The following is a 16,535-nucleotide window of genomic DNA, read 5'->3' as shown; positions in this document are numbered from 1 at the left end:
TCAGAGCACCTTTTCCAAGAGCCCCTCGATCCACTCGGGCTGCGTCTCGCCGACGGAGCGCCCGACCTCCGTCTCGCCCTTGAACGCGATCAACGTGCTTTGCATGCGGGCGTTGAGCGCCTTGAGAGCCGGCTTCTGGCTGTCGAAATCGACATCGAACACCTGTAGGTCCTTGAACCGCGGGTCGGCCCCGAGCTTCGCCAGGATGGGCTTCTGCGTCTTGCAGATCGGGCACCAGGGCGCGCTGATCTCGACCAGGATGGGCTTGCCGGCCTTCTGCGCGGCGGCCAGGGCTTCCGGCGTGTACGGCAGGAAGTCGGCGGCCTGGGCCGGGGCGAGCCCGAACGGCACCGCCGCGAGGAGGGCGATGAGGGTACGGCGGATCATCGAGGCGAGCCTTCGGGATGGAGGATAATGGTCGTCATTGACCGACGGTCGACTTCGGGCGTGCGGCCCATCGCGCGTCGGGGCGTGACACGGCCGTGTCATGGCCGTCCTGCCAGCCCTCTATGCCCTGCGGAAACCAGTGGACTTTCCGGTAGCCCAAGGCGACGAGGCGCTTGCCGAGGTTCCAACTGCCCCAGCAGTCGGAGTGGCAGTAGGTGACGATGGGCCTTTCAAGGTCGCCCCCGGTGAGATCGGCGACCCGTGCCTTGAGGGCGTCCTGGGCGGCCGCGTCGAGGTCCCCTTCACCCGAGCCCGGCAGCCACGTGCTGCCGGGGATGTTGCGGTAGATGGGGAACCACAGGCCGCCCGGAGGCAGGCCGGCGGGCTTCCGGTCGATCTCGGAGACGTCGAGAAGCACCGGCTTATGCTCCTGGATCAGCTTGGCGACTTCGCCGGCATCGACGACGGTGGCCCCTGCGAGGGTCTGCGGCGTGTAGCCATGCAGCGCCCCCTGCCAGTAGCCGTCGGGCTCCCGCACGCCGACGGGCGAGTCGGCGGGCGCTGCGGCGGTCAGGAACACGGCGGCCGCGGTCACGATGGGAAGGCGGAGCACGGGTCGCATCAGTTGCTTGCCGAACGGACCGGGAAGCTCTTCTCCCAGTGGCCACCCTGGTTGTCCGTAGCGGTGACTTTCATCGGGCCGGCGCCGTCAGGCAGGTAGCCGAAGTTGATGACGGGGTTCGCCGAGATCGAGATGTCTCCGTCCATCGTGAAGACGCTCTTGTCGCCATAGCTGACGGTGATCTTCTGGATGTAGCGGGCCGGGGTGTAGTCCCGCGTCACTTGGTTCATCTGCATACCCGAGAAGTTCGGGTGGCGGATCATCAGGGTCGCCTGGACGGGCTTGCCCGGCTGCGTCTCGCCGAACTTCATGCGCATGTCGCCCATGCCCTGCATCGCCTCCTCGTCGCTCATGCCCATCGGTGCCGAGCAGCCGCCGGACGCCTTCACGTACTCCGTGGCCTCCTGGAACGTGCCGTCCTTCATCTTCGCGACGGCGTGGACGTCGGTGTAGTTGTTGACGCGCACGCGGAGCTTCAGCTCGCTGGGGTCCGCCGCCAGGCCGAAGACGAAGTGGGCGGCGTACGGCGTCGGGTTGTCGTCGATGATGAGCGACAGCTCCGCGACGTTGTCCTTGTCGGGCACGGTCAGGGTGATCGGCACGAGGGAGGCGTCGTCCGCCCGCTTCGGGGCGTCGATCTTCACCGCCTTACCCCCGGACTGGATCTTGGCGTCGCCGAAGATCTGCCGCTTGATCTCGCCCCAGCGCTCGGCGCGTTGGTTGTCGGAGTCGCCCGCCGCGGCATGCGCCGATCCGGCGGCGATCAGGATGGGCAGGGTCAGGCCCGCCAGCAGGGCGGTCGTCCGGCGCGATGATGCCATGGCGTTTGCTCCTCCGTTGTTGTCATGCCTGCCGTTCGCAGGTCCGGTTGAGGAGACGTTAGCCGTTATCTCGTCGGGCGTCGGTGACCTGGGTCACGCAAACCTGCGACCGCTCACGATTCTCTCAGGAACGGCGGCGGGTTTAGGGGGGAGGTCGCCTCGCAGGGCGGTCGGGGGTTGGACATCGACGGCGTAGGTCTTCGTACGTCGAGGTGCCCTGAGACGGCTTGGATTTGCGTCCCGGTGATCGGCTTATGGGACCTCGCGGGAAATGCTATGGCGAAGAGGCCGAACGCGTCGGTGACCTCGGGGAACACCGGCCTAAAACGGCGGGAGAAACTTCCAAGAACGACCGGGCGGTCATGCATCGCGCCGGCGGCAGGCGGACGTCACATATGCCGGACAACCATCAGGTCGAGCGCTGGATCGAGCGCTTTCCCCTCATCAAGGGCTTCTCCGCCGCTCACCTGCAGATCGCGCGTGGCACGGTGCACTTCCCTGTCCTCGAAGCCGGCGCCGTCGCTTACGAGCTCGACGGCGCCTGCGCGAACTACCTCATGTGCATCGAAGGTCGGACCCGCGTCTTCCGTATGTCGGAGGGCGGGCGCGAGGTGCTGATCTACAAGGTCGGCGCGGGCGGGACATGCGTGCTCACCACCCAGTGCCTGTTGGCCGGCGGGGGCTTCCCTGCCGAGAGCATCGCGGAGGAGCGCACCGAACTGGCGGCGATCCCGGCCTCGACGTTCCAGCAGTTGATGGCGGAGAGCCCGGAGTTTCGAAGCTTCGTCCTCGACGACTATTCCAGGCTCATGGCGAGCATGTTCATGCTGATCGAGGAGGTGGCTTTCGCGCCGCTGGAGCAAAGGCTTGCCCGCCGGCTCCTCACGGAGGCTGGTCCCGACGGCGTGGTCCACAAGACCCACCAGCAACTCGCCGCCGACGTGGGCAGCGTCCGCGAGGTCGTCAGCCGCATCCTGGCGCAATGGGCCGAGGCCGGTCTCGTGATCCTGCGGCGCGGTCAGGTCGAGATCGCCGACCGCGCGGCCCTGGCCTCCAACCGCCTGCATTAGTCGTCGGTGCCCGGCTTCCCGAGCACCATCACGGTGCGGCGGGATGGTCCCTTCAGCGCGACGCTCGCTCCTAAGGGGCAGGCTGACGAGGGCTATTAAATCATCGTCCTGGCACTGCAGCGGGAGGCCGCCGAACCGGCCATCCGCGCCTACCTTGACGGGACGAGCGGGGGCTCCACGCTGGCGTTCGCGTGAGATTGGGTCAGTCCCGACGATCTGCGGGCCACCGTACTCAAGCCGGGCGAGGTTCGCAGGTATGAACTGTGATGCACCGACGGAGACGCGGATCGCCCTCACGTGTCGAGGATAGATCTGCCGAAATAAACCGAGCTAACGATTCTTCTCGGTCGATCGCGGATCTGCGTCGATGATGAGCGGTATTTCGGCGCCTCGGTCGATCCGGGCGGCCTTCGCCAGATCGGCGAGTTCGCGCAGCAGTGCGTGCCGCTGCAGGCTCGGCTCCGGCATGTTCGACAGGAATGCAGTGATGCGGTCCGCCAACGCCCGGTCCGAGGGTTCGCTGGATTGCGCGAGTTGTGTCGCGGTCGCGCGATACTGGCCCCGAATGGCGGCCTGCCGCTCGGCCGTTCGCGTTTCCCAGGGTCGCTCTGACGCCCCCTCCCCGCGCGCTTCGCGCACGATCGCCTCGCGGGCAAGGCGATCGACCCGCGGGACGACACCGCGCTCGCGGATCGCGCGCACCGCACCGTGCTCGGCCTTGCGGACGCGACCCCGTGCTCGACGCGGCGTGGCTTCCGCTGCCACGCCGCGCAGACGCAGCTCTTCGGCGAACCGCTCACGCCAGTGATGCAAGTCGGCCTTGCGCGGATTGAGACGACGGCCATCGTAGCCGAGCGCGCGCACGGTCAAATGGACATGGGGATGCGCCTCGTCGTCATGCTGCACGAACGCGAAATCATGCCGACCTTCGAACGCGTCCAGGGCGAAGGCCCGCACCGCATCGCGAACCTTCGTTGGATCGGTCCCCGGCGGCATCGATAGGATCATATTAACGGACACGGTTCCGTCGCTGCGACGACGGTTGTCGAGAGCGACATCGTCGATCCAACGGGCTTGCAAATCGCCCAAGCCCTCGCGGCCCGTCAGAACGATGCCCTCCTCCGTCTCAGCGGGGAGCCGACCGTCCCGCGTGATGTAGGCGAGATGAGAAAGGAGATGTTGTGCCCCCTTGGTCCGTCCCGTGATCTTCACCATCACTTCCGGGACCCGCGCGACGATCCGCTCGAGACGCGCGCGATCCGTGCGGACCAAGCCCCCCTGCCCCGTCGAGGGAGCCACGGGATCGATGGGCTGCTTCCGCGGGCGCCGGGCCGGGGTCCGCCAGACATAGGAGAGAGCCGTCTCCGTTTCCCCGACGATCCCGCGCACCGGCAGGGTGTCCCTCTCGGTGTTCATACCGGCACCTGCCAGGAGCCGGCGCTGCGTGCCAACACTTGGCGCAGTTCGCTCGTTGCCTCGCCGACGACGCCGCGCGTTTCTTCCAGCACCGCCGGATCGAACGTGACGGGTTCACCGGCTTGTGCGGCGAGATTCGCCGCGCGCGCGATCTGATTGATGCTGCCGCCGATGCGGTGGAGTTCCCGCGCGATGGCGCGTAAGGCCTCCTCTTCTCCGCGATTCAAGGGAAGGCCGAGGCCGAGACGGGCGCGCACCAGCGCGGCGATCCAACCAGTCCGTGTCATCCCCCGAGCGGTCGCCGCATCGGTGATGGCAGCCCGTTCGCTGCGGCGGAACCGGACCGTGACCTTGTCGGACGCGCCCGCGCCGAGCGGCCGGACCGGGTCGGGCGCCTGATCGGTCACCGTGCAGACGAGCCTGCGCAACAGCGCGGACTGCCCCCCTTCCCGCTGCGCCCGCGCGGTGAACCGCGCCTTCAGCTCCTCTGAGACTTGGACACCGATGAAAGCCAAGCGACCTCACTTTAAAAATGGCTGGCGCCAAGCCTATCCTGCACTTCTCTTCACCCTCGCTCAAGCGTTGGTTTGAACCAACAGGGGTGCCGGCAAGCGTCTCGGATGAGGAACGACGTTCGGGCTCAGGGAAGGCGAGACAGGATCGTGAAGCCAAACGTTCAACAGCTGTCGGCTTGGCGGCGGCGCATCAGCCGGCCGTTCGAGCAGAGATACGGCTCGCAAGCGCCGGACCTCGGAAGGGCGAGGCCACGCCCATGAGCGGGTTTGGCGAGGGGCGTGGCTGGGCTGAGCCGTTCCCACGGGACGGAAGTGTTCCGGTCGGTGCGGCTCGGCTCATCACCGAAAATGCCGTCGAGGCAGGTGACGCAGACGGTGCTCGGCGCCGCACGACCGGATCGCAAAGAGGCCGACCCTGCTCATGACAACGGCTTCGCGCGTCGCGTCGGCGTTGCGAGGAACCCGATACAGGAAAAGAGGCCGGCACTGCGTATGAGGGCACCACAGCGCCTTATGGGATCGGCGGCGAGCCGAGAGGTCTCGATCGCGGGACACGCAGCCTCATCTCGTCCCAACGCGGAGGAGGGAGGCCTCGACGCACCCTCCCCGCCCCTTCTGCGTTAAGACCGCTCCGCCGTCCGTGTGGCTCGGGAGGTCTCGGCCCGTGCCGCGAGCGCTGCCGCAAGTTCGGCCTCGAGCATCGCGCGCTCCTGCCGCGTCAGGATCGAGCCCGCGAGTTCCGCGCGCAAGTCCGAGATGTGGTCGATGATGGACATGATGGGCTCCTCGTCGTGAAGACGAAGAGACCGCACCAGGCCGTGTCGGAGTGGGTCAGGGATCGCGAAGCGACCGGCGGAGCCGGCGAGGGGAGGAGCCGAAATGCGTCAGCATTTTGAAGGCACCGCTCGTCCTTGAGCCGGTTCGATCTGTGCCGGTACGATAGGACGGCTGAGCAGACAGCCCCGTTTCCGGAGGGATCGCCCGCTTCGCCTCCCCGATCACAGAGGGGAAACAGGATGGCACGAAGCCTGACGCATCGGCATCGCTCTGCGAGCCCGGACACGTCCTCAGTCGGTCGACGAGGCGAGTCGGTGCCCGGTGTCGTGCGCGAAGGATCGTGACCGCATCAGCGGCCGAAACGAGCCGGTTGGCGTGGTTCGGGGCGCGGCCGCAGGGCGCGCCTAGAGCCTGACCGTTCGGCGCGAGCCGGACGGTCGCGCCCGTCTCGACCATGCGACCGGCGTCAGGCTGCGCCGGACCACTTGCGATGGTCCTAATCAACGCCATGGCTTCACTCGGCCTCGGCCACCGAACGGATGAGGAGGAGAGCGGCCCTCCGACTGACCCAGACATCGTGCGCCTCGGTCAAGTCGGCCGCGAGCTGCGTGGACAGTGTATCGTAATGCGCCAGCAACCGGGCAGCGACCGGCGTGTCGAGGGCGCGCACTGTGCGCTCGAGGCCTTGAACTTCGCGGGTGAGGGAGATCGCGTTCGTCCCTCGGCTGCTCGCGAGGGAAGCTTCGACCGCGGTGACCGACGGACGATCTCCGTCGGCCACGTCGGGCGCCGCCCTCCCCTCCTCCGAATCCGGTCGACCTTGGCTCGCGTCGACGGCGCGCTCCGGCGTCGATGGTGGTAACGGGCTGGGTGCAGAGGCTGGCTTGCGCAAATCCTGAGCGATGCGCCGCGCCTGAGCGTCGGTGAACGCGTCCTGGCTTCGCACGATGCGCTCGACCGCCTCGGGATGGTCGCGCCAAGCCTGAAACAGCTCGTAGACGGCTCGGATCGGCGATGTCGCCAACTTGTTCTGAAGGACATCCGGCATCTTCGCGACGGCGGCGTAGCGCGAGACCCAGTCCTTTGGCTTGCCCAGCCGTTCGGCGATGGCTGAGGTCCGGTCACCGGCCTGAAGTCGCCCGGTCACGAAGGCGGCGATTTCCAGGGGCTTGAGGTCGTCGCGCTGAACGTTCTCGATCAGTTGCAGATAGGCGTCCGGGGTCTCCGCAGCCTCGACGAAGGCGCGGATGCGGTCCCGCCCGGCCAAACGCGAGGCACGATAGCGGCGGGCCCCGAAAATAATGATGTGCTTGCCCGTGGCGTTCTTCGGCCGGACGCTGATCGCCTGGATGACGCCGAACCGCGCGATCGAGGCGGCGAGCTCGCGCAACGCGTCGTCGTCGAACAGGGTCCGGGGCTGATCCGGATCCTCGATGATCTCATCGAGAGGAATCTCGACGGGGCGGCCCCCTCCCCCACTCTGCGCGATGTCGGCGAGCGATGTGAAGCTCAGATCAAGCGCCATGGTGTTTCGCCCTCAACCGGACAGCACGTTCTGCACGCGGTCGAGTACGCCGCGGATTTCGCGTCCCGCCTCCTGCGCCGAGCGCTTCTTGAGACGCCAGACCGGGACTTTCTCGGCAACGGCTTCGGCGTAGCCGTCGCGATCGGTGATGTGCCCGGGAAACACGTATTTGCCCGCCTCGCGCAGCAGCTGCTCGAGATGAGCGCGCTGGCGCGGAGACTTCGAGTTAAATTTCGACGGCAGCAGGCCGAGGAACTGCAAGTCGGGACGATGGTAGCGTTGCTGCACGCCAATCACGGTCTGCAACAGGCTCTTCACGCCCTGCAGCGAGTAGTCCTCGAGGTAGATCGGCGAGAGCACGTGGGTCGCGGCGACCAGCGCCGCGAGGTTGCGCAGACCCATCGAGGGCGGCGTATCGATCACGCACAGATCGAAGCCGGAGGCCGCAGCTGCCAAGTTCTCCCGAAAGACCCCCACGCTTTTCGAATCTGCCCGCTCGACGTCGAGCAGCGCCGGCTCGGCCGGCACTAGCGTCATCGCCATCTCGTCGGGCGCGCAGGGGCGAGGGCTCGGCACCTGCCCGGCCTCGAACAGCCGGGCGGCGCTCGTCGCGCCGGCCATCGACGCGAGGGTGGCCGATGCGTTCGACTGCGCATCGAGGTCGAGGAACAACACGCGGCGACCGCGCTCGGCGAAGTGCCAAGCCACGTGAACGGCAATGGTGGTCTTGCCCACCCCGCCCTTCTGGTTGTTGACGACGAGCACGTTCATCGCTGGCTCTGGTCGGTTCCCATTTTCGCCGCACCGTACCGGTTGCATCCGGTGTAGCGAGGCTTGGCGCCCAGAGCAAAGCTGCGACGTCCATGCTGACCGTGAGGCCGGTGCTCGACATCGGTCGAATGTCCCAGCCCGCAGCACGATGGACCCAGCCGCGATGACGTCCGATCGCGGGGCGACGGATGGGTAGGGGACGAGCGAACACAGACCCGTCCGCACGGGGTGTTTCCTTCGAGACAGGGAGGACCGCATCCTGCTTCGAGCCCGGATCGGTGGACGGTCTCGACAGAGGCATCCAGGCTTTCTCGAGGATGGTTCGACGGCGGCAGATCATCGAGGCAGCACGCCCGCTTCGGGTCACGCTCACACCGTCGTCCCGACCGAGCACCTCAAATGCGACGGGACGTTTTCGAAGAGTGCCGGGTGGTATGAGATCGAGATCGATTGGTTGTGGGGCAAAAGCAATTTGGGGTGACCGTCGCCTCGATCGGCAGGAGGACTCAAGACAGCGGCGGTTGCGAGGTGCTGCCGTCCTCCGGCAATGCTGCGAGCTGCGTGATGGCTGACCTTAGCCGATGCGCCCGATAGGCGCCGTCCGCAAACCACAGCTCGATCTGTGCGGGATCGAGCGTGTCGATGAAGGCGGAGGTCGGAACCGGACAGCCCGAAGCTCGAATCGCACGGATGTTGTGCTGATAGCGCCGGATCCGTTCGGCCATCGGCAGTTCCGGACCATGCCGGAGAAGCTGGTCCTTGGGCCAAGTCGGCATGGTCCCCCTCCCCCAGCAGCACGCCCGCTTCGGCTCGACGCAATCCCGCGGGCTTCGATCACCCTTCGGACGAAGGCGCCGAACGGATCAGCACATCTTCGCACCTCTGTCGTTAGGTCGAAAGGCAGGATCCATCGGCGGCATCGAGGGCAGGAGGGCCACCGATCTGAACAGTGTGAAGCAGCCGATCGGTGAAGAACGGCCACCATCGGCGGAAGTCTGGTCTCTGGGCCGGACACCCGGCCACCGATGGTGGCGCGCGTCCGGCCCCGCTTAGGTGCGCTCAGGACCGACGTGAGCGGCGTTCGGCCTTGCCGGTTTCCGTCTTCGTGCTCGTCCCGCGGCGCGCGGGCTTGGCCGTCCGCGGGCGGCTCCAGATCAGGGAGTAGACTCCGGTGTCAGTATCCTCGATCAGGTTGGCGAAGATCGGGGCAGGAAAGCTCGGATCATCGAGACGGATCTGATGATAGGCGCGGCCGCTCTCCTTGGCCGTCTTTGCCCAAGCGGCGCCCAGTTCGATCTCCCCCGCATAGAGGCGATAGGCCGGGGCTCCGACCCGATCGCTGTTCACGGGTTCGAGCTGCGCCGGCGTGTCGAGAGTCAGCGTGCGGATAGATCCGTGGAGAAAGCCGTCCTGCGCCGGGGTGAAAGTGCCGATGGTGGCCATGGTGTCGCTCCCGAAGGATGTTGATCGAGACGCTCCGCGGACCTCCGCGGCCTCGATGGCGACCGAAAGGGCAGGGGCCGTTCACGCCGCAGCCCAGGGCCGCGGCGCGGCCCGCAGGCCCGGAACGGATGTGGAGGACGCGCCTCCCCCGCCTCTTTTGCTTCGCGATGCAAAGGCCGTAGGCCGGCGGAAAAGAGGCGGGGGAGGCGCGTTGCGGTCGAGCGGACGGAGGCGGAACGCCGGCCCCGGCCAGACCGGAGCCGATCGATGGGGCCGCAGAGGGCGTCGGAGCCTGCGCCACACCGTCGAACCCACCCATCCCGCCGACCGACGCATACGGACGACGACGGCGTTGTCCGATCCCATCGACCGGTGCGAGCACCGCTCCGTTCGGCGCCAGAATGTCGTTCTGGCCTGAGGCTGGTCGTGTACCCGCCGCGACAGACGCGAGCAGGGGTACCGAAGGGTGCCCTCCGGAACAGGGAGCGTCCGCACACTGGGGGGTTCCGGAGACCGATGCAAAGCGACCTTCCCCTGCCCTATCGGTGAGAGGGAACCGGTCGGCTTCGGGAGACGGCCGCGGTCACCGCGTACAAGCCCGATGCCGGCTGACGATGCGCGGGGCTGCGGCCGCCGCGATTCCGCTCACACCACATCTGCTAAGGGTGGGAGCGACGCACCGCCTTGCCGATTCGACCGAAGCTGGATCGTCTCAGCTGCAGCCTGGATCGTGGAACGAGGCGTCCGTCATGCGTTGGTCTGAAGAAGCCCGGACCGAGGCACGCCCCGATCCGGTATCGTCAGGCACGATCAGGACGTCGAAGCGTCGGTCGCGCCCGCCTGCTCGCGCTGGAACGCTGCGAAGAGCTCCGGAAGGCGCGCGACCAAGAAATCACCGAAGGCAGGATGACGCGTCTCATCGATGATCAGGCCCACGCTCGTCGGCGTCCGCTCGATGCGTGCGAGGCCGCGAGCGTCCGCCGCCCGCTCGGCCGCTGCGGGGTTCGCGGCCGGCGCAATGGGCGGGGCAGGCGACGGAACGGGCTTCACGGCCTCGAACACCCGCACGAACCGGAGGTCGGAGGGGAGGGCGGCGAATGGGTCTTCGGCGACGATTTCGGTCGCGCGCGCCTGCATGTCCGGGCTGGCGAGGCGATCCGCCAAACTCATCCATCGGCGCCGCCCCGCTTTCGGGGCGGGACCGATCGCCGCGACCACGAAATCCGGCACGGCGCGTCGCACGGCAATCAGGCGCGACAGCTCGGTTTTGTCGACGAGAAGGGCGGCCATGATCACGTCGCGGCCATGCCCGAGCCGTTCCAGCGTCAGTGCGAAGGCGGCGCGCTCGATGAAGCTGAGATCTTCCCGCGCGTTGTTCTCCTGCCCCTGGGCGACGACGAGTTCGGCATCGGTGAGCGTCCGGACCAAAGCACGGACGGGGCGGCCTAAGGCGGCCGCGGCGCGCACCCGGCGATGACCGAAGGCGACCTGATAACGGCCACTCACCGCGGGATGCGGTCGAACCAGGATCGGGGTCTGCTGACCCTGGGCTCGGATCACCTCAATGAAGCGGGCTTCGCTCGGTGCGTCGAGGACCGGCAACCGATCCGGAGCCGGTGACGGATCGACGAGACCTGGGTCGAGATCGACCGCAACGGTGCCGGACTTGAGCTGGTCTTCCGCGACGCGGGCCGACACGACCTCCGAGGTCAGGCGCTCGAGCGAGCGGCCCATGGCGCCGACGGCACCGCGCCCGGCAAAACTGGGAACGAGGGGGGAGGGGACACGGTCGGAACGATCCCGTGTCCCTTCGGTCTCCGAAGAGTTGACCGCGGTCAACTCGGTCGGGGGGGCCGGCTCGACCGGGTCGAGGAGGCCGGCGAGAAGATTCTTGCGGGCCATCGGATCAGCGTCCCCACGCCGTGCGGATCAGGGCCTCGATCTCGCCGTTGACCGCGTCCAGGCTCTCGACCGCCCGATCATAGGTCGCGCGCGTGAACTGGTCGCGACTGACCTCGAAAAGCGTCTGCTTGGTGATGCCGGCATCTGAGACCGCCGTGCTCTTCAGCATCGCGTTCGTCAGCACGCGCTCGCCGAACAACGTCCGCATGAACGCGACCATCTGGGTCTGCGGTCCGTCGGTCGGCTCGTAGCGGGTAACGAGATAGCGCATCCAATCGTAGTTCATGTCGCCGCCGGCCCTGGCGACGACCCCGAGCATCTCGGAGGTCATCAGAAGGAACTGGCACATCGACATGACGTCGAGCATCTGCGGATGCACGGTGACGAGCACACTGGTGGCCGCGCACAGCGCCGAGAGCGTCAGGTAGCCGAGTTGCGGCGGGCAATCGACCACGACCACGTCGTAGCGCAGGGCGACCGGCGCGAGGGCCTGCGCGAAGCGGGTGAAGAACAGGGAATTCTCGTCGCTGCGCCGCTGGAGGAGGGCGCGTGGGGTCTCGTGCTCGAACTCCATCAGTTCGAGATTACCCGGCACGAGGTCGAGACCGGGAAAGTAGGTCTTTTGGATGACGTCGGCCAAGGGACGGCGCGCCTCGTCGTAGCGGATCGCCGCGTAGAGGGTTTCGTTGTCCCGTACATCGAACTCGGGCTGGATCCCGTGAAGCGCCGACAGGCTCGCCTGCGGGTCGAGATCGACGGCGAGCACGCGGTAGCCCTGCAGCGCCATGTGCTGAGCGAGGTGGGCCGCCGTCGTCGTCTTACCCGAGCCGCCCTTGAAGTTCACTACGGCGATGACTTGGAGATGCTCCTCGTCCCGGCGATCCTTCCGGTAGCGCCGGCCGGTCTTGGCCCCCTCGTCGAGAACGCTGCGCAGGGCCTGGATGTCCGCGCTCGAGTACGAGCGTCGTCCGGAGGGCCCGATCTCCGGAGCGGGCCCCTTCCCGTCGAGCGACAGGCGCCGCAGGTAGCCGTCATCGACGCCGATCAGGCGAGCGGCTTCGCCGGACGAGAAGCGCCGCAACTGCTTCCGGGCCTTCGGCGGAAACAGGCGCTGGCGGTGGGACTGCAGTTTTGCCGACAGCGCTTGGGCGTCGCCGGCGATCAGATCGTGCATCGCCATGATGGCTGGGACCGAAGAGGGTGAGGCAGCGAGCGCCGCGGTGCTGGCCACGGTTTCGATCTCCTGTCACGGTTTGAACGGCTGTGCACGCTGCTACACCGTGAAAAGAGCACGCGAAAGGTTACCGGAACGTTGACGCACACGAGGGTCCCCTCTGCACCGCGCCGACCGACATCCCGGCTGATCGCCACTGTGACCGAGTTGACCGCGGTCAACCGGTCTGTCGGCGCACGGCGCCAGCCGCCCCGTGCCGCAGCCGCCACAAGGCGAGGAGCATCGGCCATGCGGAAAATCCGCCGGAGCGCGCCTTCTGCGTCAGGGCGCGCAGGTAACCGCCCGGCGCGTTGATCATGGCAGCACGCTGGAGGATTGCCGCCAGCACCACAAGGGCCGGGTCTCGGCCCATTGCGGCGACGGCGGCCTCCCATGCACTCGAACTGATCCCGAGGGAGGGACGCACGATCTCGGCGACGGTCGCGAGATCGGCCCAGCTCCTGATGCCGTCGCGGGCGTACAGAACGATGTCCGGACACGCTTCGAGCACCATGGGCAAGGGGAGGGGACGCTGATCGGCCCGCATCCTGTCCGAGTCGGATCGTTCGGTTGCCGCCGGGCTTCCTCGGAAGCATCGTTCAGATTCTAGAGCAGGGTCTGGTTTTGAATTATGAAAGTGGAGCTCATTCTGAGACTCATTGGCGTGCGTTTTCGTGAAATCCGTTGCCTCAGACAGCCACTTATCCACGTCCGCACGAAGCATGCGCAGTGCCTCGGCGGCCGGCTGCAGCGCTGCAGCGGAGGCGGCGCGTCCCGGCATGCCGCCGAGTTCCGTGAACCGATCCGCTAGGGCCGGCCATGGACCCGGCCAATCGGCTTCGACGGCGGCCGCGAGGGTCTTGACGATGTCCCGGCGCAGCAGGGCGATCTCTTCGCGCAGCAGCGTGCGCAAGCGCGCCTCCGCTCTCACCTCCTGTGCGAGGCCGGCGAGTTCCGCGGCCCGGACCAGGAGCGGCGTCAGATCGAAACCGAAGGCCTGCGCAATGCCGCCATCGGTGTCGCGGCGCGCGTAGCGCTTGCCGTTCGGGCTATCGCGCCGGATCACCAGGCCGACCTCGACGAGTTGCGCCAAGGCCCGCCGCAAGGTCGCCGGGGAGGGGCCGTGCGCCCGTAGGGACAGCTCGCGGTTCGAGGGGAAAACCACAGTTTCCGTGCCGGGCGTCAGCGTGGTCTCGGGATGAAACGTGAGCAGGGCGCTCAGAACGGCGAGCGCACGGTCCGACACGCCGAGACGATCCTTCGCTTCGGTGACGTCGCGGAAGATGCGCCATTTGTGCCCAACCGCCTCCTCGGGGCAGGCCTTGGCCGCCGCCTGCGCGGCCATCATGGCGAGCGAGAGCGGCCGCCGCCCGAAGGGCGTCGTGGGTTGAGATCCGGGATGCATGGTCCTCGCCTGCGTCGAGGCAAGAGATCAGCGCCCGCCGAGGCGATAGCCACGTCGCACGCGCTTGACAGCGATGTCCGGGAGTGATTCTCTGAGGTTGTCCAGACGACAGAGAGGGCTTCCGGGGCGATTGTCTCGGGGGCCTTTTCTTTTGCCGGGTTGCTCCGTTCGGAATGGAAGGGGTGACTCTGCGTCAGCCCCGCACGATGGGCGCAGCCGACGAAGGGGTTTGGTGAGGCCGAGACGTCAGGTCGGCCTCGGCGCGGTCTCGCGCGACGGTTCAGCCATGCGCGGCCCCGGCTGAGGACAACAGGTCTCCTCCCGTCTCGAGACCAGACGAATCCGTGGCGCGTGGGGATTTGCGGGGCCGCGGCGCTGCGCGCGCACGACGAGGCACGCTCCCGGCGACGGCGACGAAGGCGCGTCGCAGTTCGGCCGGCTCGGAATGGCGCAGCACCAGACCCTCGGCGGTCATCGCCACATTGGCTTCCGGGTAGGCGTCGAGCGTGCGCTTGATCGACTCCGAGAAGGCCTGCTTGAACCGCGAGGCGAATTCGGAGGAGCCGAACTGCGCCATCAGATCGCGCCAGGTCAGCAGCTCGCTCTCGCCGCGTGACAGCAGCGGCAGCCGGTAACAGAGGTAGACCAGGATATCGATCGCCATGGCGTTGTGGGCGACCTGGCGCAACCGGGCGGTCGGCACCGGGATCGAGTGGCGCGTGAAGCGATCGTAGGCGTTCTGGCTGAGCATCAGGGCTTCCGGCCACCGCATCGCGCTATGCCCGCCCGAAGCCCAGACCTCGAGATCGTCGTCCTTGAAGGCGCCGCCTTCGATCAGGCTCTCGCGCTTGAAGACGTGTCCACCGTCATCCCCGTTCAGAAACATCGTAAAGATGGGGAAGCTCAACCGCACCAACTGGTCCTTGGTCGGGCCGATCGACCCCCGCTCGCCGCCCGTGACCGGCAAGCCGACCGCCTGCAGCCATTCGGTGATCCGTCCCATCTCCATCCAACGGTCGCCGGCGCTGCGCCGCGGGTCGCGCGCTTCCGTTGCCAACCACATGGACAGGAGCCGAGCCTTGGGCCCGAACGGCACGCCGACCTCGATCTGGCGTCCGTTCGGCAGAACGAAGCGAGCCGGTTCGACGGTGAGGGAGAAGCGGCCGTCGCGTCGGTTCCACGGCTCCATCGTGTTCTTGGGGCGCCGCAGCGGAAGCCCGGCGATGCAGAAGCCCTTGTGGAGGAACGACACATCCATGCGGCCGTCGAGGACCGGACCGACGCCCTGCCGCGTCCCGACCGTCCCCCCGTCGGGACGCAGAAGGCTCTGCTCCCACAGGCTCAACTGACGGGTTTCTGCGGCGTTCATGGCCGGTCCTACTCTCCTAAACGTCACACGCACGGCAACCTGGAGGCTATCAGGCGGGAGTCGCCGGTCCGGCGCAACGACCGGGTTTCCAAATCTCAGCGCCACGAACGGGATTCTTTACAAAACTCAGCGCCGCCGCGCCGAGTCCGGGAACCGGTTGGCCCCCTTTGCCGTCCTTCCGTCGCCCCTGGAGTGCGAAAAATCAGCGTCTCCCGGAGCTCCGCTGGCAAAAGTCAGCGTGTTGTACCCCATTTCACGGCACCGAGCGGCCAGTGAGCCCCCCAGTATCGAGCACCGACGGCCCAGCGACGCTGAGTTTTGTAAGCCCGCGCAGCCTGCGACTCTCCCACGACGGCGCGAGGCGGTGGGCGTGGCGCTGATTTTTTCCACCGGCGACGCAACTGCGCTGAGTTTTGTAAACGGACGCGTCGGCGAATGGCAGAGCCGATCCGTCGACGCGGTGGGCCTCACGTCTCCATCAGTTGGAAGCGGCGGACCCCGGATGCCCTGAGCCCGGGCCTTGTCCGCCAAGTTCTCCGAGATGCCGTTTCCCGGAAACACCATCACGCCGATTGGGAGAGCGTCCAGGAGCGCATCGTTGCGTTTGAACGGCGCGGCCTTCCGATGGCGGGTCCAATCCGGCTTGAACACAACCTGCGGCACCTGCCGCTGGCGCGCCCAGAGGGCCGCGATGTGCTCGGCGCCCCTGGGTGATCCGCCGTGAAGCAGGACCAAGTCGGGATACTTGGTGTGGATGCGGTCGAGTTTGGCCCTGATCAGGCGATGATCGTCGCAGGTTGGGCCACCGGTCAGAGCGGCCCGGGTCATATTGGGCACCAGGACCGCGGCCTCCGTGCGCCGCCGCGCCTCCAAAAAGGCACGGCTGTCGATGACAGCGCTGGTCAGGCGAGGGCGTGCGACGAGCGAGCCGGCTCGACGCTGCCACGGGGCGCCGACGAGCGCCGTGTAGTGCCGGCACGTGGCCTCGCGCATCTCTTCGAAACTCTCGCGGCGCGCGATCAGGGCGAGGCCGTGGTCAGTGAGCCGATCGAGGTTGACCGAGCGCACTTCCGAAAAATCCTGCTCGGCTTGGCTGCGCCGTTGAGCCTGCTCGTTGTCGTCGAGATCGCGTTCGATTCGTTCAAGCCTGCGGTGAAACAGGTTGACGGGCGCCCAGAGCAAGTCGGGCAGGTCATCCTCCCGCCGGGTCTCGGCGAGGCCTTCGGGCAGGACGGCGAACAGGCCGGACACGATCGCCTCCAGCGCTTCGGGCGCGGGGAGGGGGCGACGATCCGGCTC

Annotated in this window: 16 protein-coding genes; 1 reads left to right on the top strand and 15 read right to left on the bottom strand. The window is 67.3% G+C overall.

Annotation, left to right across the window (positions count from 1 at the left end; genetic code table 11):
• Genes AAHG03_RS22875 through AAHG03_RS22865 form a run of 3 tightly spaced genes read right to left on the bottom strand, consistent with a single transcriptional unit; the run spans position 1 to position 1,830 of the window.
• Entirely contained in the window at positions 1-387 is a 387-nt protein-coding gene (locus AAHG03_RS22875) for a thioredoxin family protein (RefSeq protein ID WP_342153475.1), read from the bottom strand.
• Positions 388-421: 34 nt separating this feature from the next.
• Entirely contained in the window at positions 422-1,009 is a 588-nt protein-coding gene (locus AAHG03_RS22870; RefSeq protein WP_342153473.1) for a rhodanese-like domain-containing protein, read from the bottom strand.
• On the bottom strand, positions 1,009-1,830 hold the full coding sequence (locus AAHG03_RS22865; RefSeq protein ID WP_342153471.1) for a quinoprotein dehydrogenase-associated SoxYZ-like carrier: 822 nt from the start codon (positions 1,828-1,830) through the stop codon (positions 1,009-1,011). Before AAHG03_RS22865 ends, AAHG03_RS22870 begins: the two co-directional genes overlap by 1 nt.
• Positions 1,831-2,225: 395 nt before the next feature.
• On the opposite strand from AAHG03_RS22865, the gene AAHG03_RS22860 reads away from it, so the two are divergent.
• Entirely contained in the window at positions 2,226-2,900 is a 675-nt protein-coding gene (locus AAHG03_RS22860; protein ID WP_342153469.1) for a Crp/Fnr family transcriptional regulator, read from the top strand.
• 330 nt (positions 2,901-3,230) lie between these two features.
• Here the strand turns inward: AAHG03_RS22860 and AAHG03_RS22855 are convergent, their stop codons facing one another.
• The 12 genes from AAHG03_RS22855 to AAHG03_RS22800 form a co-directional block, all read right to left on the bottom strand.
• A complete protein-coding gene (locus AAHG03_RS22855) occupies positions 3,231-4,316 on the bottom strand; it encodes a relaxase/mobilization nuclease domain-containing protein (protein ID WP_342153467.1) in 1,086 nt (361 codons plus the stop codon).
• Positions 4,313-4,831 carry a plasmid mobilization protein gene (locus AAHG03_RS22850; protein ID WP_342153466.1) on the bottom strand — a complete coding sequence of 173 codons (519 nt, stop codon included), beginning with the start codon at positions 4,829-4,831 and terminating at the stop codon, positions 4,313-4,315. The genes AAHG03_RS22855 and AAHG03_RS22850 overlap by 4 nt, the downstream gene beginning before the upstream one ends.
• Before the next feature lie 620 nt (positions 4,832-5,451).
• Positions 5,452-5,607: a hypothetical protein gene (locus AAHG03_RS22845; RefSeq protein WP_342153465.1), complete on the bottom strand. Its 156-nt coding sequence runs from the start codon at positions 5,605-5,607 to the stop codon at positions 5,452-5,454.
• Positions 5,608-6,122: 515 nt separating this feature from the next.
• Complete coding sequence (locus AAHG03_RS22840) at positions 6,123-7,133, bottom strand: ParB/RepB/Spo0J family partition protein (protein WP_342153463.1); 1,011 nt, start codon at positions 7,131-7,133, stop codon at positions 6,123-6,125.
• A 12-nt stretch (positions 7,134-7,145) separates the two neighbouring features.
• Positions 7,146-7,904 (bottom strand): ParA family protein, encoded by a 759-nt coding sequence (locus AAHG03_RS22835; RefSeq protein ID WP_342153461.1) that lies wholly within the window; start codon positions 7,902-7,904, stop codon positions 7,146-7,148.
• A 506-nt stretch (positions 7,905-8,410) separates the two neighbouring features.
• The gene (locus tag AAHG03_RS22830) at positions 8,411-8,680 is read right to left on the bottom strand and encodes a hypothetical protein (protein WP_342153459.1); all 270 of its coding nucleotides are present in this window, start codon (positions 8,678-8,680) and stop codon (positions 8,411-8,413) included.
• Positions 8,681-8,963: 283 nt separating this feature from the next.
• A complete protein-coding gene (locus AAHG03_RS22825; protein ID WP_342153458.1) occupies positions 8,964-9,347 on the bottom strand; it encodes a DUF736 domain-containing protein in 384 nt (127 codons plus the stop codon).
• Between the two features lie 810 nt (positions 9,348-10,157).
• Complete coding sequence (gene repB, locus AAHG03_RS22820; RefSeq protein WP_342153457.1) at positions 10,158-11,249, bottom strand: plasmid partitioning protein RepB; 1,092 nt, start codon at positions 11,247-11,249, stop codon at positions 10,158-10,160.
• A gap of 4 nt (positions 11,250-11,253) precedes the next feature.
• Positions 11,254-12,429: a plasmid partitioning protein RepA gene (gene repA / locus AAHG03_RS22815; RefSeq protein WP_342153506.1), complete on the bottom strand. Its 1,176-nt coding sequence runs from the start codon at positions 12,427-12,429 to the stop codon at positions 11,254-11,256.
• A gap of 211 nt (positions 12,430-12,640) precedes the next feature.
• Positions 12,641-13,867 (bottom strand): plasmid replication protein RepC, encoded by a 1,227-nt coding sequence (gene repC / locus AAHG03_RS22810; protein WP_342153456.1) that lies wholly within the window; start codon positions 13,865-13,867, stop codon positions 12,641-12,643.
• Between the two features lie 280 nt (positions 13,868-14,147).
• Positions 14,148-15,236, bottom strand: coding sequence for a replication protein RepA (locus AAHG03_RS22805; RefSeq protein ID WP_342153454.1), 1,089 nt, complete (start codon positions 15,234-15,236; stop codon positions 14,148-14,150).
• Between the two features lie 126 nt (positions 15,237-15,362).
• The gene (locus tag AAHG03_RS22800; RefSeq protein ID WP_342153452.1) at positions 15,363-16,487 is read right to left on the bottom strand and encodes a DUF2493 domain-containing protein; all 1,125 of its coding nucleotides are present in this window, start codon (positions 16,485-16,487) and stop codon (positions 15,363-15,365) included.
• Between the last annotated feature and the right edge of the window lie 48 nt (positions 16,488-16,535).

This window comes from Methylorubrum subtropicum (genome assembly GCF_038442325.1).
GTDB lineage: Bacteria > Pseudomonadota > Alphaproteobacteria > Rhizobiales > Beijerinckiaceae > Methylobacterium > Methylobacterium subtropicum.
Note: the sequence above shows the minus strand (reverse complement) of the source record. Positions and strands in the feature narration are given on the sequence as shown.